This is a genomic window from Acidithiobacillus ferrivorans (assembly GCF_016250455.1).
GTDB lineage: Bacteria > Pseudomonadota > Gammaproteobacteria > Acidithiobacillales > Acidithiobacillaceae > Acidithiobacillus > Acidithiobacillus ferrivorans.
Map to the genome: position 1 here is coordinate 1,212,308 of NZ_CP059488.1, position 19,183 is coordinate 1,231,490.

18 protein-coding genes and 1 pseudogene are annotated in these 19,183 nt (G+C 57.2%); 4 read left to right on the forward strand and 15 right to left on the reverse strand.

Annotated features, from left to right (window positions below; translation table 11 throughout):
* Window positions 1-59: 59 nt before the first annotated feature.
* From H2515_RS06100 to H2515_RS06115, 4 genes are all read right to left on the reverse strand, one after another.
* The gene (locus H2515_RS06100) at window positions 60-521 is read right to left on the reverse strand and encodes a globin domain-containing protein (RefSeq protein ID WP_065413889.1); all 462 of its coding nucleotides are present in this window, start codon (window positions 519-521) and stop codon (window positions 60-62) included.
* Between the two features lie 99 nt (window positions 522-620).
* Window positions 621-1,817, reverse strand: coding sequence for an efflux RND transporter periplasmic adaptor subunit (locus H2515_RS06105; RefSeq protein ID WP_198661187.1), 1,197 nt, complete (start codon window positions 1,815-1,817; stop codon window positions 621-623).
* Window positions 1,814-3,247, reverse strand: a complete 1,434-nt coding sequence (locus H2515_RS06110; RefSeq protein ID WP_198661188.1) for an efflux transporter outer membrane subunit — start codon at window positions 3,245-3,247, stop codon at window positions 1,814-1,816. The genes H2515_RS06105 and H2515_RS06110 overlap by 4 nt, the downstream gene beginning before the upstream one ends.
* Window positions 3,247-4,803, reverse strand: coding sequence for a DHA2 family efflux MFS transporter permease subunit (locus tag H2515_RS06115; RefSeq protein WP_198661189.1), 1,557 nt, complete (start codon window positions 4,801-4,803; stop codon window positions 3,247-3,249). The genes H2515_RS06110 and H2515_RS06115 overlap by 1 nt, the downstream gene beginning before the upstream one ends.
* A 93-nt stretch (window positions 4,804-4,896) precedes the next feature.
* Between H2515_RS06115 and H2515_RS06120 the strand changes: the two genes are divergently transcribed.
* The gene (locus H2515_RS06120) at window positions 4,897-5,820 is read left to right on the forward strand and encodes a LysR family transcriptional regulator (protein WP_065413885.1); all 924 of its coding nucleotides are present in this window, start codon (window positions 4,897-4,899) and stop codon (window positions 5,818-5,820) included.
* Here the strand turns inward: H2515_RS06120 and H2515_RS06125 are convergent.
* The gene (locus H2515_RS06125; protein ID WP_014029433.1) at window positions 5,817-6,086 is read right to left on the reverse strand and encodes a hypothetical protein; all 270 of its coding nucleotides are present in this window, start codon (window positions 6,084-6,086) and stop codon (window positions 5,817-5,819) included. The two genes, H2515_RS06120 and H2515_RS06125, sit on opposite strands and share 4 nt — an antisense overlap.
* A 62-nt stretch (window positions 6,087-6,148) precedes the next feature.
* The gene (locus tag H2515_RS06130; protein ID WP_035190302.1) at window positions 6,149-6,373 is read right to left on the reverse strand and encodes a hypothetical protein; all 225 of its coding nucleotides are present in this window, start codon (window positions 6,371-6,373) and stop codon (window positions 6,149-6,151) included.
* 97 nt (window positions 6,374-6,470) lie between these two features.
* Between H2515_RS06130 and H2515_RS16505 the strand changes: the two genes are divergently transcribed.
* Together H2515_RS16505 and H2515_RS16510 are read left to right on the forward strand one after the other, a co-directional pair.
* Window positions 6,471-6,620 (forward strand): BrnT family toxin, encoded by a 150-nt coding sequence (locus H2515_RS16505; RefSeq protein WP_408626822.1) that lies wholly within the window; start codon window positions 6,471-6,473, stop codon window positions 6,618-6,620.
* A 97-nt stretch (window positions 6,621-6,717) separates the two neighbouring features.
* A pseudogene (locus tag H2515_RS16510) lies at window positions 6,718-6,843 on the forward strand (hypothetical protein); the annotation flags it as partial.
* 49 nt (window positions 6,844-6,892) lie between these two features.
* Here H2515_RS16510 and H2515_RS06140 read toward each other — a convergent pair.
* The 4 genes from H2515_RS06140 to H2515_RS06155 form a co-directional block, all read right to left on the reverse strand.
* Window positions 6,893-7,558, reverse strand: coding sequence for a hypothetical protein (locus H2515_RS06140; RefSeq protein WP_198661190.1), 666 nt, complete (start codon window positions 7,556-7,558; stop codon window positions 6,893-6,895).
* A 255-nt stretch (window positions 7,559-7,813) separates the two neighbouring features.
* The gene (locus H2515_RS06145; RefSeq protein ID WP_232821582.1) at window positions 7,814-8,341 is read right to left on the reverse strand and encodes a DedA family protein; all 528 of its coding nucleotides are present in this window, start codon (window positions 8,339-8,341) and stop codon (window positions 7,814-7,816) included.
* Between the two features lie 204 nt (window positions 8,342-8,545).
* A complete protein-coding gene (gene mutS / locus H2515_RS06150; protein WP_065413882.1) occupies window positions 8,546-11,086 on the reverse strand; it encodes a DNA mismatch repair protein MutS in 2,541 nt (846 codons plus the stop codon).
* 117 nt (window positions 11,087-11,203) lie between these two features.
* A complete protein-coding gene (locus H2515_RS06155) occupies window positions 11,204-11,902 on the reverse strand; it encodes a Bax inhibitor-1/YccA family protein (RefSeq protein WP_065413881.1) in 699 nt (232 codons plus the stop codon).
* A 231-nt stretch (window positions 11,903-12,133) separates the two neighbouring features.
* Between H2515_RS06155 and H2515_RS06160 the strand changes: the two genes are divergently transcribed.
* The gene (locus tag H2515_RS06160) at window positions 12,134-12,796 is read left to right on the forward strand and encodes a putative quorum-sensing-regulated virulence factor (RefSeq protein ID WP_014029424.1); all 663 of its coding nucleotides are present in this window, start codon (window positions 12,134-12,136) and stop codon (window positions 12,794-12,796) included.
* Here H2515_RS06160 and H2515_RS06165 read toward each other — a convergent pair.
* Genes H2515_RS06165 through panC form a run of 5 tightly spaced genes read right to left on the reverse strand, consistent with a single transcriptional unit; the run spans window position 12,769 to window position 19,182 of the window.
* A complete protein-coding gene (locus H2515_RS06165; RefSeq protein ID WP_065413880.1) occupies window positions 12,769-13,395 on the reverse strand; it encodes a class II aldolase/adducin family protein in 627 nt (208 codons plus the stop codon). The genes H2515_RS06160 and H2515_RS06165 overlap by 28 nt on opposite strands.
* A gap of 8 nt (window positions 13,396-13,403) precedes the next feature.
* Window positions 13,404-13,805, reverse strand: a complete 402-nt coding sequence (locus tag H2515_RS06170; RefSeq protein WP_065413879.1) for a Smr/MutS family protein — start codon at window positions 13,803-13,805, stop codon at window positions 13,404-13,406.
* Window positions 13,806-13,820: 15 nt separating this feature from the next.
* Window positions 13,821-14,510, reverse strand: coding sequence for a YoaK family protein (locus H2515_RS06175; RefSeq protein WP_035190314.1), 690 nt, complete (start codon window positions 14,508-14,510; stop codon window positions 13,821-13,823).
* Entirely contained in the window at window positions 14,510-18,346 is a 3,837-nt protein-coding gene (locus H2515_RS06180; RefSeq protein WP_198661191.1) for a DUF3683 domain-containing protein, read from the reverse strand. Before H2515_RS06180 ends, H2515_RS06175 begins: the two co-directional genes overlap by 1 nt.
* Window positions 18,343-19,182: a pantoate--beta-alanine ligase gene (gene panC, locus H2515_RS06185; protein WP_198661420.1), complete on the reverse strand. Its 840-nt coding sequence runs from the start codon at window positions 19,180-19,182 to the stop codon at window positions 18,343-18,345. Before panC ends, H2515_RS06180 begins: the two co-directional genes overlap by 4 nt.
* Window position 19,183 lies beyond the last annotated feature (1 nt).

Below are 19,183 nucleotides of genomic sequence, written 5' to 3' on the forward strand. Positions count from 1 at the left end.
GGTATACCTCAAAATAATGGCGTACCTGAGCAACCGGTACGCCAATGGCAAGGTGTCAATCAGACGGCGGCAGGTACGTCGTCGATGCTTACCGGGATGAAGCGGGAAGGGGCCATGGCCTCGTAGGCCGCCTCAATGCAAACGCTGGCGGCCAGGTTATAAGCCTCAATCCAGGACTCCGCCATTTCATGCGTCCAGGCCGCGCCCAGGAAATGCTTCAGGGTGTTGAGCAGGCTTTTGCCGACGATAGCGTAATGCTCCGGACGGGTGTCGTATTTAATATGCCCAGTACCGAGTTCCTTCAGATAGGGGACCAGCACTTCCATGGTGTCAATATTGGTGGCGATCAGAATGACAGAATTGAATAGACGTATCCGTTGCTCCGTCATGTCCCCCGGAAACATTTTCCGCACCTCAGGGTAATGGGTGAACATATAGTTATAAAAATGCGCGGCAACCGGAACGCCTAAGTCCTTAACTGCTGCGCCGCTGGATTTGATGAGTTGGATATTGATAGCCATCTGTTGTTGCTCCTTCTGGTTGAACTATGGATTTACTTTAGTAAAACGCCGCACGTTTTGCAGTTTAGCCGGTTGCCTGTGTGCATTCCTTGACTTCGGTCAAGCTTTGCTTGCGTCACCGCCGACCCACGCGTTATCGCGGATGATGGCGGTGGCGCGTTGCCGGGCATGCCGTAACTCCTCATTGTATATAGCAGTTTGGTATCCTCGAGTTGGTGTGGTGGTGAGCGCTTTGAGCACCGAATGCTTTTGTGAGGGCGTCCAATGAATCTCCGCAACCATGGAGAGTCCGGGCCGCAGTGGATGCTGGGCGAGTTCCGCAGCAGGTAACGCGATACGCACTGGTACACGTTCGACGATATGGATGTAATTTCCACTGGCATCCTCCGGCGGCAGGATGCTGAAGGCACTACCGGCGCCCGGTAGCATCCCCAAAACTATACCGTGATAATGGACATCGCCGCCATAGTAATAACTGGTCAATTGAACGCTTTGTCCGGGGCGGACATGCCGCATGGCGGTTTCTTTGACATTGGCTACAACCCACAAATCATTGAGGGGTACCACGGAAAACAGATGCTGACCGGGATGCACCAGGAGTCCTGGGTAGGCGGCGCGCTGTGCGACATAACCTGATACCGGAGCACGGATAACACGGCGTTGCCATTGAATATCCGCCTGTTCGAACTGCGCCGTAGCCTGACGCACGAGGGGATTCGTTTGCAGCGTGGTGCCAGCTGTGATGGCTTGCGTGCCTTGTAACGCCGCCCGGGCCGCTGCCACTTGTGCTGTTGCAGCAGCAATTTCGTTTTGTGTGTCTTCAACACGGATGGCAGAAACAGCACCACTCGGCAGGGATTGCTTATAGCGGATTAAATCGGCGTTTAATTTGTGGAGTTCGGCGTTTTTGGCACTGACCGTCTGTTGCAGCGCGGTGACCTGGGCGAAATCTTTGCGTACCATTCTGACCGTCGCCGCCAGATGTGCTCGAGCCTGTTGCAGTGCAAGCTGGGAATGATTGGCCTGAAGGGTGGCCATCACTTGTCCGGCGCGGACGAATTCGGTATTTTCTACCAGTACCCTACTGATGGTGCCCGCCGTCTGGTCATTCACCGGCGTAATATTGCCGGAGACATAGGCATCATTGGTTTCTATCCAGTATTGCCCCCGCCAAAACCACCACGCGGTCCAGAGCAATCCGGCAAGTATAAAAATGAGGGTAACGAGGACCAGCATCCGGGTGCGTTTCCCCGGTTGGATGGGGGGGCTCGAATGCCCTGGCTTCTGCGCGCTCATGCGGGATTTTTCCTCGGGGTATATCCGCCGCCTAGCGCGGCATGCAGTAACACCCAGGATTGCGCATTTTTCGTCTCTAAAGCCAGCAGTTGATTTTTTATTTCCGTTTCCTGAATCTGCGCGATATAGGCTTCTGCTTTATTGGTCATTCCCGAATGAAAGGTGGATTCCGCCAGCGTCGTCGTATGCTCAGCGGCTAAGATCATTTGCCGTTGTCCACGGATTTCTTGACGTGTCTGCCGCCAGATGGCCAGACGACCAGCAATCTCACGTACTGCGTCGAGGATGGTGGCGCGATAATGATCTTTCACGGCTATATATAATGCGTTTTGCTCCCGCAAATGGGCGCGTAATCTCCCCCCTTCAAAAATAGGTAGGGATATGACCGGGCCGATGGCATCTGCGAGATTGCCGGGGCTGAACAAATCACCCAGATGAATGCTGTTCCATCCCGCAAACAAGGCGATATTCACATCGGGATAAAAAGCCGCACGTGCCGCCCCCATCTGTTGCGCCGCGACTTCTATTTCCCAGCGCGCAGCGACTATGTCCGGACGGTGGGCAATGAGGCGTAGAGGCAAATTCCGGGGTATGTTGATTGTGGATAGCGTGGGCAACGGCTCTACCGGAATATCTCGCCCCCAATCGGGTCCGTGTCCGGCCAGTGCCGCCAATATATAGCGCTGTTGAGCAATGGCTGCCTGTATTTCGGCTGCTGATTGACGTACCCTGGCGCGCGCCACTTCCTGAAGATAAACGGTGCGGGCACTGCTCAGGCCGTCATGCCAGCGCTGTTGTTCCAGGTGGAGTAAGGAGCTGTGCAGGGCTTCCGCGTGTGCCACCTGCCGGAGACGTTGTACATCACCGGCCAGCAAAAAGTAGTGCCATGCCAGCCGGGTGGAAAGCAATAATTTTGCCTCGGCGTAATCTGCCTGATGGACGCGTACCTCCCCCAGGGCTGCACGAAAGTGATCGTTGTCACGTCCCCACAAATCCAGGTGATAGCGCATTTCCAGAGGATTGAGAACACCATAGGTGATGGTTTTGCCGTTCAACGGGGCGTGTAAGCCTTGCCGGGAAAAGTGCTCCTGAGTCACCGCCGCCCCTGCGGAAAAGTGCGGGAGGAGGGTGGCATGCTGGTTTGCTGCCGCCGCTTTGGCTTCCAGAATGCGCGCGCTGGCGGCCTGTAGCGATGGATTGTTGCGCAGCGCCTCGCTGATTAAATTATTCAGGGCCGGTAGCTGTGCCGATTCCCACCAGTTTGACGCGGGCCAGGCACCTGGGGTTATCCCGGCGTGGCCGTCCAACTGGGCCAGTGTCCCACTGATTTGGGTATCATGCGCCATTTTGTCGCCGGGGAGATGCTGCGGCAGGCGCGCGCAGGCGCCGAGCAGCAACAGCGATAGGATAAGGGCGATGCTGCGTTTCATCAGGGCTCCGCCAATTCTTCCAATGCCCGGCGCACCCGGACATCCGGCTCGGCGAAAACTACCCGTTTGGCCAACAATAACAGACCGGCCACGATCAGAAATCCCCACGCGGCGATGTAAAATATTTCATTAAAAGTCAGCAGTGCGGCATGGTATATTATCTGCTTGGCCAATATCGTATGCCCCATTAATGTGCTGATAAAATGCTTTCCAGACGGATTATTCTCAGTGAGAAAATGCTCGTGGAAAATCAGGCGTCTGTCCCACAAGGTGGCCATAATAGGAATGCCCATGGCCTGTCCACACACCCGCAGCAGGTTTAAAAAGGCAGTACCACGCATTTCGGCAGTTCCGCGCAACCCGGAAAGCGCTATGGCGACTAACGGCGGGAATAAACCGCCGAGAAACATGCCCACGAGTATCTGCGGCCAGAGCAATTCATCAAACGAAGCGGTCCGATTGTAGGAAGAAATCCAGAAGCTGTATGCCGAAAATCCCAGCAAGGCAGTCATCCCCAGTATGCGTGCATCGATGTGATTCAAGAACCATTGGGTGAGCGTGGCACTGAGTTTTGAGAAAATGGCCATAGGCAATAATAGGAGGCCGACCATCCAGGCAGAATATCCCATGGTTAACTGGAACTCCACAATATAGATGGCCATAGTGCCCTGAAAGAAGAGCGCCGTGAGAAATAGACCGATCGCTCCGATCAGGAAATTACGACGTCGCAGAAAGCGCAGTTCCAGCAATGGATGGGTGCTGTGCCATTCCCAGAACGCGAATAAAATAAGCGCGAAAATGCTGGTAATCGTCAGAAAAAGGATGGTATTGGAACGCCACCAGCTGATGATTTCTCCGGAATTGAGTGCGGACTCCAGCGCCCCTAAGGCGATCAGTAGAAAAATCAGACCCGGCCAGTCTAATGGCGGATGGCGATGTTCCGCTTCACGCCCGACCAGAAGAATTGCACTGATCAAAGCGACCAGGATGGCTATGGGAATGTTGAGGTAAAAAAGCCAACGCCAACCCAGGGTGTCGGTGATCCAGCCCCCGATGGTCGGCCCTAAGGTGAACGGTGTAATGGCGGCGATACTCCACAGACTGAGGCCAATATTGCGCCGTTGTGGGGTGTAATGACGCAGGATGACCCCAAGAGAGATGGGAATGGTCAGCCCACCGGCATAACCCTGGGCGACACGTGCGGCTAAAAACCAGTCGTAATCAGTGGTCTGGGCACATACGACGGAAGCCAGGGCAAAGGCGAGGAAGGCGCCGAGCAGGCTACGCATCTCCCCCCAGCGGTTCAGAAACCATGTCGCGGTGGGAAAGGCCAGTGCCATTGCCAGGAAAAAATTCGCCTGGGTCCAGTCTGCATAAGCGGGGTTGACGCCCAGACTCCCGGCCACATGCGGGATCATGGGCAGATAGGCTCCGGTGTTGAAGGCTACAAGAATATGACCAAGCCCGATCACCAGGTTGAGGAGTATCACCATCGACGCACTGAGCGCAGGTATCGGGGCGGCAATATGGAGGGAAGATGTCACGGGCAGTTGCATTTGCTATTTTTCGGAAGACACGGTGATAATGCGGCCCATTAACATATAGGTCAAATTGGAAATTTATAACTAATATATAGGGCATATCGATATATGGACACCGAGCTTTTGCTGACCTTTCTGACGGTAGCCCGCTCCGGGGGTATCAGTGCGGCGGCCAAGGCACTGCATCGCAGTCAGCCGACGGTGACGGAACGTTTACAGAAACTTACCCAGCAAGTGGGGGAACCACTCACCATGCGCAGTGGCCGCGGTATTCGCCTCACGCCGGCCGGGGAGGCGTTGCTTGCCACCGCGCAGCGGCTGCGCGACGTGGTCGACGAATTTGACGACATCGTGTTGCGCCGACAGCGCCTACAAAATGGGGTGCTGCGCATCGCCGCAACCAATACGGTGGCCAATTATTTTCTGCCGCAACGTTTGGTGGCCTTTCAGCGCCAGTTCCCCGATGTGGAACTCCAACTGCGCGGTGGCGTCATCGACTGGTCGGACATCTCGTTGTCCGACTGGGATTTGTTTTTTCTGGAAGGCGGACTGGACCTGGAAGGGTTGCCCTCTTACTATACGGTAACGCCATGGTTACACGACGAAATCATGACGATTTTCCCGGAGGGACACGCGCTGCTGGCACAAGACGAGATCACCCTGGAAAGCCTCATGTCCTACCCCATAATCTGGCGGGAGCGTGCCTCGGGCATTCGGCGCTCTGTGGAGCAGGTGTTTCGTGATGCGCACTTGATGCCCAAACAATCCATCGAAGTGACCGGTGTCGAGGCGGTTGGTGCCGCCGTGGATGCAGGGCTGGGCATCGGTTTTGTGACTGCCGCCGCCTTGCGCCACCGAAAAGACTGGCGCGTCAATGTACGCCGCTTACCATCACCGCACGGCATTCAATGGACGTTGTATATGGCCAGACCGCAGCCCATTTACCAGTCCCATACCATCCAGGCATTTCTGCAATTTCTGGATGCGGATGCAGTGCATACTTCAGGCACCGCAGCCGCATTGCCGCGTTAAGCGTCCTGCACTTCTTCCGCCGACGCGGTTACGGGGATCATGGACTCCGCCGCGTCTATTACCCCACGCTCGGCCTCCAGTACATCTCCCTTGGCACGTTCCCGCTCTACCAGGCTGATGATCCGGGCCACCTGTGCGGGTTTTACCGCAAGGTACTCGGCTATTGCCTTGATGTCTTCCTTCAGTTGCGTCTGTATGGAGTTGATGCCCTCCCGGCGATTGATGATGTCTTCTATGGCCGCGCGGGCCTTGTGATCCAGTTCCAAAGTAACTCCCTGATTTGCCATGTGTGATCGGCCCTAAAGCCATTTTTGCCCGGCGCAGTTTATCACGGTCGCACGGTGAAAGGCTCCGTGGCGGATTGATTTTGTGCGGTGCGCCGGAAGGTGGCCGTTTGCTGCGATTGTTGAAGTACCACAGACTCCATAGCGGACGTAGGACAGGGCTGATAACCTTTGTCCTGATGCCCCAGCCAGAGGCCAATCAACGCGCCAAAGACCAGAATGCCCGCCGTCTTGGGCCACAACTGCGATGCAGAACGATGGGGTGCCATGTGATGCCTCCTTTGGTGTACTGTATAAACATACAGTACACGCTGAAGGGGCTCATGACAAGTGAGGTACCCTGAATCTTGTGGACACATTCGCGAAGTGCTGATTCACGGCGAGCCCCGATATCTGGTGATAGGATCTATCAACGGGAAACACTGGTCAGCTGTCGTCACCTACAGGGGTGCAGATATTCGACTTATTTCTGCTCGTCGATCACGAACTGAGGAGGCAGCACTATATGAAAGCTAAAACGTTCGATAAACAGTTTGATGAGGGTGTTGACATTATTGCTGCGCTGGAGTTATCCAAGGCGAAACGCGTGTTGCAGGAGTAAAAGCGCGTTAATGTCGATTTTCCTACGTGGATGATTGAATCATTAGATCGGGAAGCAAGAAAGCTCGGCATTACCCGGCAATCCATTATTAAGGCGTGGCTCGCTGAACTCCAAGTGTGTGCCGGGCATGGCACGTAACCACCCAGGTATCTAGCTTGACAGACCCCGCCCCTTCTCATCATCAACTTCAGTCATTTTCGTACGCCTTCTTGAGGCTTGGAAAGAACCCCGTGGAGCATTTCAATGAGACCTCCAATGCTTCTGGCTGTTGCGTGCCAAATAATGGAAAGGCGCGGTTTCCAACTTCCAGCATGCGACCCACGCCAAGTGGGTTATTGTTTTTTGAGGCGCCATCATGGGCGGCGGGGTAAATGGCCATATTGGGCAATGGCGACACATACAGGAAAAATGACCATAAAACCAAAATCGTTCCACCGATCCATCGGGTCGAATGGTGACCATCGCGAAGATTGTTTTGGCGATCTGCTGGTAGCGACATACCAATGATGGTTGCTTCATGAACATTTTTTGCGCGAATCGTGCCGGGTAGACGTGTATATCCTTGTCGTATTAGCTTGTTTCCTGTCAAGCGATTCCCGAAATAACCCAGTAGAGCTTTGGCCATCCAGGCGGAAAAATTGACGGTCATCCATAAGGATGGCAGATGATGGATAGTGAGGAAGTTCTTGTAAGGCATCCACTCGAAAAATGAAAAGGCCATGATATTCAGGAGAAAAAAGAATATTCCAACACCCCACAATCTTTTGGCGAACGCCCAAACCCAGGTGAAGAAAAACCCTGGGTAGGAGAACCCGTCTTTGACGGCAACAATATCAGCGTCTTTGCGGTACATCCTATAGATTCTCATGATCTCCCTTTTCGGCCCTGCCCACAGCACCTGTGGGTTTCAGTTGGTGGAGGACATGCATGAGTATGGCGAAAAACGCGGAGCCCAGGAATACGCCGATCAGCCCGATGGTGGACACGCAGGTGAGCATCCCAACGATGATCCAGAAAATGGATGCTGTGTCCCCAGCAGGGCTCACCATACTTGCCAGTTCCGGTTTTCCGAAATTGGCAGTCGCGAGCCAAGACCGACATAAGGTAGCTAGGCGCTGATCTGTGCCGCCAGCATATAGGCCCCACCGCTCCATGCGCACACCCACAATATGCCGCCGACCGCACTCCAGATTGCGAAGACCGGAAATCCCATTTCCGCGCTGCCGGCGATGTAGCCCTGTAACTGGCGCAGTGGCACGATAAAGCGGCCGATGGCCACGACTGGGGCACCGAAACGATGAAAAAAATGATGGACTCTGTCCACCATGGACGGCTTGATCCAGACGTGGTGGCCGTACCGCAAAAGCCCCTTGTGCCCGTAACGCGCACCCAAAGCGTAGGCAACGTAGCCACCCAAGACGGCGGCTAGAATGCCCAGCGGGATGACCAGCCAGATCGGAAATACGCCTTTGGCAGCCAGAAATCCGGCAGTTACGATGACGGCTTCCCCGGGCGCGAAAACAATGCCCAGGTTTTCGATGAACAGGATGCCAACCAAGGCCCAGAGCCCATAAGTGTGGAGCATGGGCGTTGCCGTGGTAATCAGATAGGCGAAGGTGCTAATGAACCAGTGCATTATAAGCCGCTGCGTCGCGTCGAACTTCTTCAACGCCTTCAATAACAATGAGCATGTCTGGTTTTCCCCGTGCTGTGTGATAGTGAACGATCAGATTCCTGTGCGCGTCGAGCGAGCCCGGGACAGCATACTCCATTCCCGTATCCAATGCGTATGGTCTGCGAGCGCCAGAACGCGGTCGTCTTGCGCGTTGCGCAACCTGTTTTATTGCGCCAACTCTTTGAGTGTATAGAGCAGATCCAGGGCCTGCCTGGGGCTGAGTTGATCTGGTTCCAGCTGACTTAACCGCTGCACCGCCGGATGCGGAGCGGCCTGGAAGAGGGGCAATTGGGCGGGTGCTGTATTGCGGGTCGGCTGTTGGGTGGTTTCTTCCAGTTGACTGAGTCGCTGGCGGGCGCGCCGCACGACTAGATCCGGAATCCCGGCAAGTTTGGCAACCGCCAGTCCGTAGCTTTGCGTGGCCGGACCACTCTCCACCCGATGCAGGAATACGACCTGATCCCCTTGTGTCAAAGCGTCGAGATGAGCGTTACGCAGGCCGGGAAGATCCAGCTCCGTCAGTTCAAAATAGTGGGTGGCGAAGAGCGTGCAGGCGCCCCGTTCCACTAGCGCCTCGGCCGTGGCCCAGGCGATGGAGAGGCCATCATAAGTGGCGGTGCCCCGTCCGATTTCATCCAGAATCACCAGGCTTTGGGCCGTAGCGAGATGGAGGATGCGCGCTGTTTCACTCATTTCCACCATGAAGGTGGAGCGACCGCCGGCCAGATCGTCGGCAGCGCCGATGCGGGTGAAAATCTGGTCGATGGGGCCAATGATGGCTTCGCGGGCAGGCACCCAGCTGCCGATGTGGGCGAGCAGGACGATGAGCGCTGTTTGCCGCATGTAGGTGGATTTGCCGCCCATATTGGGACCGGTGATAAGCAGCATCCGCTGTTCTTTATCAAAATCGAGATCGTTGGGCACGAAATTGCTGCCGATCTGGGCTTCTACGACGGGATGACGACCGTCACGGATGTGTAAAAGCGGTTCTCTGACGAACTGCGGGGCACACCAGTGCAGGGTGATGGCGCGTTCGGCCAGCGTGCTGAGACCGTCCAGTTCGGCAACGGCGGTCATGGCATCTTGCAGGGTCGGCACTTCGGGGATTGCCGCTTCCAGGACCTGCGTGAAGAGCAGGCGCTCCCGGCTCAGGGCCAGGCTCTCTGCCGAGAGGGCCTGATCTTCAATGACTTTCAGGGCATCGTTGATGTAGCGTTCTGCATTTTTGGTGGTCTGGCGACGGCGATAATCGTCAGGAATGGGCCCTTGATAGCTGCGGCTGATCTCGATGTAAAAACCATGCACCCGGTTGAACTGGATTTTGAGTTGGGTGATGCCGGTACGCTGGCGCTCCTGCTGCTCCAGATCACGCAGTACTTCCTGCAAATTCTGACTGAGTTGTTGAAGCCGATCCAATTCGGCATCGTAGCCGGCACGTATGTAGCCACCATCCCGCTGGGTCATGGGCGGGGCATCCACTAAGGACGCTTCCAGCAGCGTGCGGAGGGCGGCAAAGAGCGCTATGCGCTCCTGATAAGGTGCCAATGCCAGGTGCCCTGTTTCTTCGAGGGTGGCGCGCAGCGTGGGTAGCGCCTGCAAGGTGCTGCGGAGTTGGGCGAAATCCCGGGGGCTCGCATTTTTTAAGGCGATGCGGGTGAGAATGCGCTCCGCATCCGCGATACCGTGCAAGGCCTTCTGGATGGCGGTTGGTCCGCTGCCTTGGGTAAGCGCTGCGATGACTTCCTGGCGGGTCGCAAGCACGGATCCCTGGCGTAGTGGTCGTAGCAGCCAGCGACGGAGCAAGCGGGCGCCCATGGCCGTCTGGGTTTTGTGCAACAAGCTGAACAAAGTGGGACCATTCCCTTGCAGGCTTTCCACCACTTCCAGTGCCCGCAAGGCGGTCGCATCCAGATAGAGCTCATCTTCAGCGCGCTCCGGATGAATTCGCTGGACTTGGGTCAGGCTGCTGCGTAGTTGGGCCTCGGCATAATTGAGGAGTGCGGCGGCGGCGCGTAGGGCGAGGGGCCAGTCGTTGCACCCGAAACTCGCCAGTCGTTCCCCAAAATAGCGTTCAAGTACTGCCTCGGTGCGCCGAGTTTGAAAACCGGTTTTCTCCAGGAGTTGCAATTTTTGCGGGTCGACTCCGACCGGAAGCGGCGTATCTTCCGGGGCGATGATTTCTGCGACGGGACGCCGCGCTATGGCATCTGCGATGGCGGTGTCGGCCACCTCACGCACCATGAGGCGCCCTCCGGCGGCATCCAGCCAGGCCAGGCCACAACGCTGGCCGTCCGGGCAGAGGGCCAGGAGCAGAGGCTCCTGGCCGGCATCCAATAAGGCACTGTCAATGATGGTACCGGGGGTGATGACCCGCACGATGGCGCGTTCCACGGGACCTTTGGCGGTGGTCGCTTCGCCAATTTGCTCGCCAATGGCCACCCGCTCGCCCAGACGCACCAGTTTCGCGAGATAGCCATCTACACTTTGGACAGGTACCCCCGCCATGGGAATGGCCTGTCCGGCGCTTTGTCCACGGCTGGTGAGGGTGATGCCGAGGAGGCGGGCGGCTTTTTCGGCGTCTTCAAAAAATAGCTCGTAAAAATCCCCCATGCGATAGAAAAGCAGCGCATCCGGGCATTGTTCCTTCAGCCCGAAATACTGACGCATCATCGGGGTGTGGTTTTGCAGAGGAGTAGGATCAGTCATGGTTCAGAAAACGGGAAAAGGCGATGCCTGACATCTCCGATGGCGATATGGCAAACACTTGCTTGGCATGCTTTCAGAAAAAGCGTCCTTCCCACCGATGCAGGAAGGATGCGGTGACTAATTGCGGTTGCCCCCGAAGATTTCGAGCAACGCCATGAAAAGGTTTATGATATCCAGATAGAGGCCGACCACTAGCAGGACAGGCTCTTGAATGCCGCCGCGAATCATACGCTGGGTGTCAAAAAGGATCAGGCCGCTGAAGACCAGTACCAGTACGCCGGCAATGGCTAGTTGCAACGCGGGGATATGGAGCAGGAACATGTTCAGCAGAGAGACCACGATGGCCAGCACCAGACCGGTGATCAGGAAGCCGCCGATGTTGCTGAAATCCCGTCGGGTGGTCAGGGCATACGCGGACAGTCCAACAAACATGGCTGCGGTAGTGCCCAAGGCCTCGGCAATGATCGAGGCGCCACCCGGCATCCGCAGATACATCTCAATAGCCGGACCCATCATCATGCCCATGCCGCCAGCGAACAGGAAAACCAGGGGAACCGCAAAGGGACTGCGGTGCGCGCCGGTGTACTGCACCGCAAAGAGCAGGGCAAACGAGCCGATCATCAGGATGAAGGGATGCTGGTAGGCGAATGCCGAGTGCATGCCATACACCGAGGCGATGGCAGACACCACGAGGGTGGCAGCAAGCAGCGCATAGGTTTTGCCCATAAGTGCGCCAATGGATCTGCCACTGCCAACTCCTGCCGGATTCATACTGTCTGGAAACTGGTACGGGTTCTGATTCTGGTCCTGGTTCATGTTTTGACTCCTGTGCACTAACACGTCGACATGATAACGTAAATTACGTATTTTTACTCTCCTTTGTATGAATGGGGTTGCCAGGTGAAAAAAGCAACGTCTGGATAAAGCGCTAGTATAAACAATAGGCTGTTGTGTTTTTCGCAGGGTTCCATCGGGCATGGGCGCTTGCCCATTGCGAAGCAGGCATTTACCCTGCATTTTTTCGCCGGATCAGGGATGAGGTTTTGTATGCGCGCATTGATTTTTGATACCGAAACGACGGGCCGTGTGGAGCCTGATCTGATTGAGGCGGCCTGGCTGGCGGTGAGCGATTTGAAGACGCTGGCGGTGGAGGAACAGTTTGTGCAGCGTTACCGACCGGCCAAGCCCATTGAGATGGGTGCGATGGCGGTACACCATATTCTCGAGGAAGATCTGCTGGAAAGCCCGCCCGCGAGCAGTTTTCAGTTACCCGAAGACACAGGGTATCTCGTCGGTCACAGCATTGATTATGACTGGGGCGTCATCGGCAAGCCCGACGTCAAACGCATCTGCACTTATGCCATGACCCGCAAGCTCTGGCCCGAGGTGGATAGCCATTCCCAGTCGGCATTGATGTATCACTTCAGCAAGGATAAGCACAAGACCCGGGACAACCTCAAAAACGCCCACTCCGCACTGGCGGACGTGAAATTTTGCCGGATTCTGCTGAACAAGGTCATTCTCTCGGTGCGGCCCAATTCCTGGGAAGATTTATGGGAGTTCAGCGAGCGCGCACGGATTCCCGAGACGATGCCTTTCGGCAAGCACAAGGGTGTGAAAATTGCCGATCTGCCCGATGATTACCGACGCTGGGCCCTCAATAATCTCACCGATATGGACTTCTACCTGCGCAAGGCGCTGGAGGCCTGAGCTTCGGCAACGGCGTTTAATAGCACGGCGCCAGTCGCTGCGGCGCTGTGGCCGGCGGCGATGAGCCCGTCTTCGTGACCGGCCATCCGGATGAGTAGGGGTAACCGACCCTGTCCGGCGAGATGAGATACGGCCAGGGCCATGGCGGGGGTGCCGTATTCTGCATCCAGGGGGGTGGCTGGCAACCCCCGAACTGCGGCCTGTTGCCAGAGCAGCGGATCATGAATGTGGAAGACCCAGAGAATTTCCGGATGGGCGTCATAGCAGGCCGCATGACTGAGGGCTTCTGAGGAGGGTGGCTGTGGTCCTTCGGCCCTGAGTTGGTTGTGGACAATATCCCAGCGGGTGACCTGACAGAAATGGTCGGGTGCTAAAGTGGCGAGGTGACCGGTCTGGGTGGCAGTGATCAGAAAACCGCTGTCGCAACGACAACTCACGTTACCAAAACCGATGCCGCCGTAACGGGCGGGATCAGCACCAATCAGGCCGTGGGCATGTAGTACATCGCGCCAATGGCTGAGCAGGCACCGGTCTGGGCACTCGATGACGGGACCTGCCTGCCAGTCCAGGTGAAATTTGCTGACGCCTTCCTGAGCCATGTTTATCCTTAGCGTTTCACGAAAATACGGTGCAGCAGACGGTACCAGCCGGGTACCACCGATACCAGCACCGGTGCCTTTGAAGCCGGTGCACAGCGGGGTGGTAAAGGAACGTCCGGCGGATAAATATCGACCAGGGTTGCACCCCAACTGCTGCGGTCATTGGCCAGACGAAAATTCCGGACCATGGGCTCGCGGCGGAGCAGCGTGTGGACGGTTTCGCGGAGTACGCCTTTGCCTTTACCGTGGATGATACGAATTTCCGTGATGTGGGCAGCGCGGCAACTGCGGAGGTATTCGCGGATCAGGTCGGGCACTTCTTTGGGGTGGAACGCGTGCAGGTCGAGAATACCATTGATCGAGGTCAGTACGGGGGCTGCGGGGGGCGTGTCTGGATCGGATGTTACCATGGACTGATGCCGCCTTCAGGCTGCTGCATCGGCAACCGGATGCCAGTGCATCCAGAGGGCCAGAGCTACTAAAACGGCCGGCAGAGTCATAGCCAGCACCGGCATAACCATCAGCAGGAATGCGAAGACCACGGCACCGCCGAGATAAGCGAGCAGGGCAGCCATCTGTTGGCGCAGAGCAAAGGGCAGGGGCTGGTGCTTGTGGATACTTTGGATGAAGACCAAGACGATACTGGTCAGGGTGTTGGTGAAGACGACGGACGGGACCCCGGCGACATTGATCAGTCGCGCCGCGACGCTCTGCATTCCCATGCCGATGGCGGAGAACAGGATCAAGGCATAGAGCGGACTGCCTCTTAGGGGAAAACCCCAGCGCAACCAGCAAAATGCATAGAGCGCGAGAAAAACGACTTCCAGAGCTAATATCCAGCGTAACCCGAAGGGGCGCTCTTTCCAGAGCGCGGCGATGGCCACCCCGATGATGAATCCTAGAAGGGCGGTGAGGGAATGGGTGGCGGAGAGCAGATGGCCTTGACCGACGGCGATGCCAAAGAGTGCGAGGTTACCGGTCATCGCCGAGGTAAACACCATGTTCAGCTTGAGGAACGCGACGATGTCTGCCGCGCCAGAAGTGGCCGACAGCAGGTGCATGGAGCGGTCAGACCTGTCTAAACGTTGGGCGGTGGGTGGAGGATTCATGGCCATCAGAGTAAAACCCGCTCAATACCCCCCTGGTGGGTGGCGGCATCGATGAAACTCTGCTGCCACTGCGGCCCAAGTATCGTACGCGCCAGTTCGACGACGATGTAATCGGTGTCGAGGCCCGTATCTTCGCGGTAACGTTCCAGGCCCTGCTGGCAGGCAGGACAACTCGTGAGTAGCTTGACGTTGCCGTTCTCCGCGCGCTCTTTACCGGTGAGCTGGAAGATGCCCTCCTTGAGCACCTCCTCCTTGCGGAAGCGTAACTGGGTTGCGATGTCTGGGCGACTGCTGGCCAGGGTGCCGGCTTCGCCGCAGCAGCGGGCGGAGTCCAGTACCTGTTGCCCGAGCAACTGTGACGCCACGGCCTGGGGTTTGTGCGTCTTCATGGGGCTGTGGCAGGGATCGTGATAGAGATACTGCACGCCCTCTACACCGTCCAGCGCGACACCCTTTTCCATCAGATATTCATGGATATCCAGCAGGCGGCAGCCGGGAAAAATCTGCTGGAACTGGTATTGCAGCAGTTGGTCCATGCAGGTGCCGCAGGACAGGATGACCGTTTTGATATCCAGATAATTCAGAGTGTTGGCGACCCGGTGAAAGAGCACCTGATTGCGTATCGAAATTTCCTGACCTTTGTCTTCCTGCCCGCCCGCCGTCTGCGGATAGCCGCAGCAGAGATAGCCGGGCGGCAGCACGGTCTGCGCGCCAACATGATGCAACATGGCCAGCGTTGCCAAGCCGATCTCGCTGAAGAGCCGCTCACTGCCGCAACCGGGGAAATAGAACACCGCATCGCTGCCGTCCGTGACCTTGGCGCTGTCACGGATGATAGGGACCGTCTTGTCATCGACAATGGCGAGGAGTTGACGCATGGTCTGTGCACCCATCTTGGTGGGCAGAGGTTTGCGCAGGAAGTGGATGACTTCGGCGCGCATCGGCGCTTTGCCGGTGGTGGCCGGTGGTGGCCCCTTGGGCAACAGCGGTCTGGCGACTTTGTGGGCCAGGGCCTGTGCCTTGTAAGCGGTTTGCAGGACGACCCGCCGCAAAAAGTGGACTTTGCCGGGTTCGGCGGCATTGAGATAGCTCATGGCCAGCCGGGTGCCGAGATTGAAGGACTTTTCACCCCGTGCCCGGAGAATGTTACGCATGTGAATGGAGACCTTGCCGAAGTCAATATCCACCGGGCAGGGTGTTTCGCACTTGTGGCAGGTGGTGCAATGGTCGGCCACATCGTTGAGGGCAGCAAAATGTTGCTGAGAGACGCCGCGCCGTGTCTGCTCCTCATAGAGAAAGGCCTCGATGAGCATGCCGGTGGCAAGGATTTTATCGCGCGGTGAGTAAAGCAGATTGGCACGGGGGATATGGGTCATGCAGACCGGCTTGCATTTGCCGCAGCGCAGACAGTCCTTGATCTCACGATTGAGGGCACCCAGCTCGCTGGCTTCCAGCAACAGCGCTTCTTGTTCCACCAGTTGTAAAGAGGGTGTATAGGCAGTTTCCAGCCCGGAGCCCGCCAGCAGCTTGCCCGGATTGAAGAGGTTGTCCGGGTCTACTTTTGCTTTGTAAACTGCGAAAGCGGCAATCTTTTCTGGTTCCAGCCAGCGCATCTTGGTGATGCCGATGCCGTGCTCGCCTGAGATGACGCCGCCTAGTTCCTGGGCAATGGCCATAATCCGGTCCACCACCCGGTCGGCCTCGTGGAGCATGGCGTAGTCGCTGGAGAGCACCGGGATGTTGGTGTGGATGTTGCCATCGCCGGCATGCATGTGCAGGGCGACAAAAAGACGGGCGCGGCGCACCTCTGCATGAATCTCGCGGATACGCGACCGCACGGCAGCAAAAGCATCGCCAGCAAACAGCGCTTCCAGCGGCTTGCCGACGTGCTCCCGGTAACTGACGCGCAGGGCACCGCGCAGCAGGAGACCGGCCAGGGTATCATTGGGATGCACGGCGGACAGCATGTGCGCATCCAGCAGTTCCGGATGCTCCATAGCCAGCATATCCAGCTTCTCCAGCAGAGATTGCCAGCGCTGACGTGTATCGCCAATCAACGCCCTGGCGGCGGATTTTTTGGCGTCGACGATGGCCTGATCTTCACTGCTTTCTTCATAATCCTTAGCTTTGCGGATTTCTGCGAGATCACCGGAGACATATTCCTCCAGTGCGCTGAGGCTGGCCAGTTTACTGCTGATGGACTGCTCGATATTGATACGCTCAACCGAGGAGCTATACTCCGCCAGCTTCTCCAGAGGAATGACCACATCTTCATTGATTTTGAAAGCATTGGTATGGGCAGAAATGGCGGCGGTGCGGCTGCGATCGGCCCAGAATCGACGCCTTGACTCGGGCGTGGTAGCAACAAAGCCCTCACCGCCACGGGCGTTGGCAATACGCACTACTGTCGCTGCCGCCGCACCCGCTGCATCGGGGTTATCGCTGGCGATATCCACGAGCAGCAGCATCTTCGGGCGTTCGTGGCGGGGGGCTTTGTTACTGTATTTGATGGCTTTGAGATAGCGCTCGTCCAGGTGTTCCAGACCGGTGAGCAAGACCGATTCCAGCCCCTCTACGTAGGATTTCACTTCGACAATGGCTGGTACCGCGGCGTTTAGATTGCTGCCATAAAACTCCAGGCAAACCGTGCGCACATGGGTAGGCATCTGATGGAGCAGGAAGCGCCCGGAGGTGATAATGCCGTCGCAGCCTTCTTTCTGGATACCTGGCAGACCGCCGAGAAACTTGTCGGTGACGTCCTTGCCCAACCCTGCCTTGCGGAAGCTGGCACCGGGCAGGGTGAGCACTTCCGGTTCCCCGAGCGCCGTGTGTCCGTCGGCGGCAAAGCGATTCAGGCGGAAACGGACTACCGGCTGATCGTGAATCTTGCCGAGATTATGGTCCAGGCGCTCCACTTCCAGCCAATTCCCATCGGGGGTCACCATGCGCCAGGAGAGCAGGTTGTCGAGTGCCGTACCCCAGAGCACCGCCTTCTTGCCCCCTGCATTCATGGCGATATTCCCGCCGATGGTGGAGGCATCCATGGAAGTGGGGTCGACGGCAAAGACGAGACCTGCCGCATCGGCCGCATCGGCCACGATCTTGGTGACCACACCCGCACCGGCGAAGATGCTGGGGACAGGGGTGCTCAGGCCTTGCGGCGTGATCATTTCGATCACCGACATTTGTTCCAGCTTTTCGGTGTTGATGACGGCGCAACGGCGGCGCAGTGGAATGGCTCCGCCAGTATAGCCGGTGCCGCCACCGCGCGGGATGATGGATAGCCCGATTTCACGGCAAGCGGCGACCATGCGCTGCACCTCGGGCTCGTCGGCGGGATAAAGGACGACGAAGGGTAGTTCCACACGCCAGTCGGAGGCGTCAGTGACGTGGGCGACGCGGGCATAGGCGCTGAAGTTGACATTATCTTTGCTGGTGATTTTAAGCAGACGGCGCTCCGCTTTCTTGCGCAGCGCCAGATCCTCATCAAATTGCTGCGTAAAACTGCGCACCGCGAGGCGCGCGCTCTCCAGCAAACGGATCACCAGCGGATTGCCCTCAGCGCGATCGGCAATATCGTTCAAGCGATGTGCCAGAGCATCCCAGAGGGCTTGACGGCGATGCCGATCCTGCGCCAAATCATCCTGGATGTAAGGATTGCGCTGCACCACCCAGAGGTCGCCCAGCACTTCAAAGAGCATCCGTGCCGAGCGTCCGGTGATCCGCTGTTCGCGCAGATCTTCCAGCAGCCGCCAGGCATCCATCCCGATCAGGCGGCGGACGATCTCGGCGTCTGAAAATGAGGTGTAGTTGTAAGGAATTTCGCGTAGGCGAGTGCTCATCCAGAGATTATAACATTGTCGATGAGCCGGGTCTGCCCCAGCCATGCGGCCGCGAACCAGCGTGCATCAGGCTGCGGAGCGGTAAGTGCCCGCAAAGACTGACCATCGCGCAACTCCAGATAGTCCGGTAAAAAACCGGCCTGCTCCAGCCGTTCCCGGCCTGCCGCCGCCAGATCAGGCACATCTACGCCACTGGTGCTGCGGCGGGCAAGGTCGAAGAGTGTTTCTGCGAGCAGCGGCGCGACCTGCCGCTCTGCCAGACTCAGAAAGGTGTTGCGCGAACTGTAGGCGAGCCCATCGGTCTCTCTCTGCAGGGGCCCCGGCAAGACCTGCACATTGAGGTTCAAGTCGGCCACTATCTGCTGAACGATGCGCAGTTGCTGATAGTCTTTCTCGCCAAGAATGAGTATTTCTGGTGAGGCCATATGCAGCAGTTTGCTGAGTACGGTGCAGACCCCGACGAAGTGACCGGGACGACTGGCTCCGCAAAGCACTTTGCTCAAGCTGTGCGGCGGCATGACGACGCTGATATCCTGGCGTCCGCGCGGATACATCAATCCGTCATCCGGGGTAAATACGGTCTGGCAACCCGCCTCTTGCAGACGCTGCAAGTCCCGATCGAGAGTGCGCGGATAATTCACAAAGTCCTCCCGGGGACCGAACTGCAACGGATTGACGTAGATACTGACCAGCACCTGTTCGGCCCGGGTGGCAGCGAGTTTCACCAGCGCGAGGTGGCCATCGTGCAGGTTGCCCATGGTGGGCACCAGGGCCAGAGTGCCACGCAGACTTTGGCGCCATTGGCGCAGGCTGGCAATATCCTTGAAAATCGCCATG

Excerpts from the sequence above, each read along its gene's own strand:
- H2515_RS06140 (WP_198661190.1), bottom strand. The coding sequence starts at position 7,558 with ATGTACCGCAAAGACGCTGATATTGTTGCCGTCAAAGACGGGTTCTCC.
- H2515_RS06180 (WP_198661191.1), bottom strand. The coding sequence starts at position 18,346 with ATGAGCACTCGCCTACGCGAAATTCCTTACAACTACACCTCATTTTCA.
- H2515_RS06155 (WP_065413881.1), bottom strand. The coding sequence starts at position 11,902 with ATGAACCAGGACCAGAATCAGAACCCGTACCAGTTTCCAGACAGTATG.
- H2515_RS06115 (WP_198661189.1), bottom strand. The coding sequence starts at position 4,803 with ATGCAACTGCCCGTGACATCTTCCCTCCATATTGCCGCCCCGATACCT.
- H2515_RS06165 (WP_065413880.1), bottom strand. The coding sequence starts at position 13,395 with ATGGCTCAGGAAGGCGTCAGCAAATTTCACCTGGACTGGCAGGCAGGT.
- panC (WP_198661420.1), bottom strand. The coding sequence starts at position 19,182 with ATGGCGATTTTCAAGGATATTGCCAGCCTGCGCCAATGGCGCCAAAGT.
- H2515_RS06105 (WP_198661187.1), bottom strand. The coding sequence starts at position 1,817 with ATGAGCGCGCAGAAGCCAGGGCATTCGAGCCCCCCCATCCAACCGGGG.
- H2515_RS06130 (WP_035190302.1), bottom strand. The coding sequence starts at position 6,373 with ATGGCACCCCATCGTTCTGCATCGCAGTTGTGGCCCAAGACGGCGGGC.
- H2515_RS06120 (WP_065413885.1), top strand. The coding sequence starts at position 4,897 with ATGGACACCGAGCTTTTGCTGACCTTTCTGACGGTAGCCCGCTCCGGG.
- mutS (WP_065413882.1), bottom strand. The coding sequence starts at position 11,086 with ATGACTGATCCTACTCCTCTGCAAAACCACACCCCGATGATGCGTCAG.
- H2515_RS06100 (WP_065413889.1), bottom strand. The coding sequence starts at position 521 with ATGGCTATCAATATCCAACTCATCAAATCCAGCGGCGCAGCAGTTAAG.
- H2515_RS06145 (WP_232821582.1), bottom strand. The coding sequence starts at position 8,341 with ATGCACTGGTTCATTAGCACCTTCGCCTATCTGATTACCACGGCAACG.
- H2515_RS06175 (WP_035190314.1), bottom strand. The coding sequence starts at position 14,510 with ATGGCCATGAATCCTCCACCCACCGCCCAACGTTTAGACAGGTCTGAC.
- H2515_RS06170 (WP_065413879.1), bottom strand. The coding sequence starts at position 13,805 with ATGGTAACATCCGATCCAGACACGCCCCCCGCAGCCCCCGTACTGACC.
- H2515_RS06160 (WP_014029424.1), top strand. The coding sequence starts at position 12,134 with ATGCGCGCATTGATTTTTGATACCGAAACGACGGGCCGTGTGGAGCCT.
- H2515_RS06110 (WP_198661188.1), bottom strand. The coding sequence starts at position 3,247 with ATGAAACGCAGCATCGCCCTTATCCTATCGCTGTTGCTGCTCGGCGCC.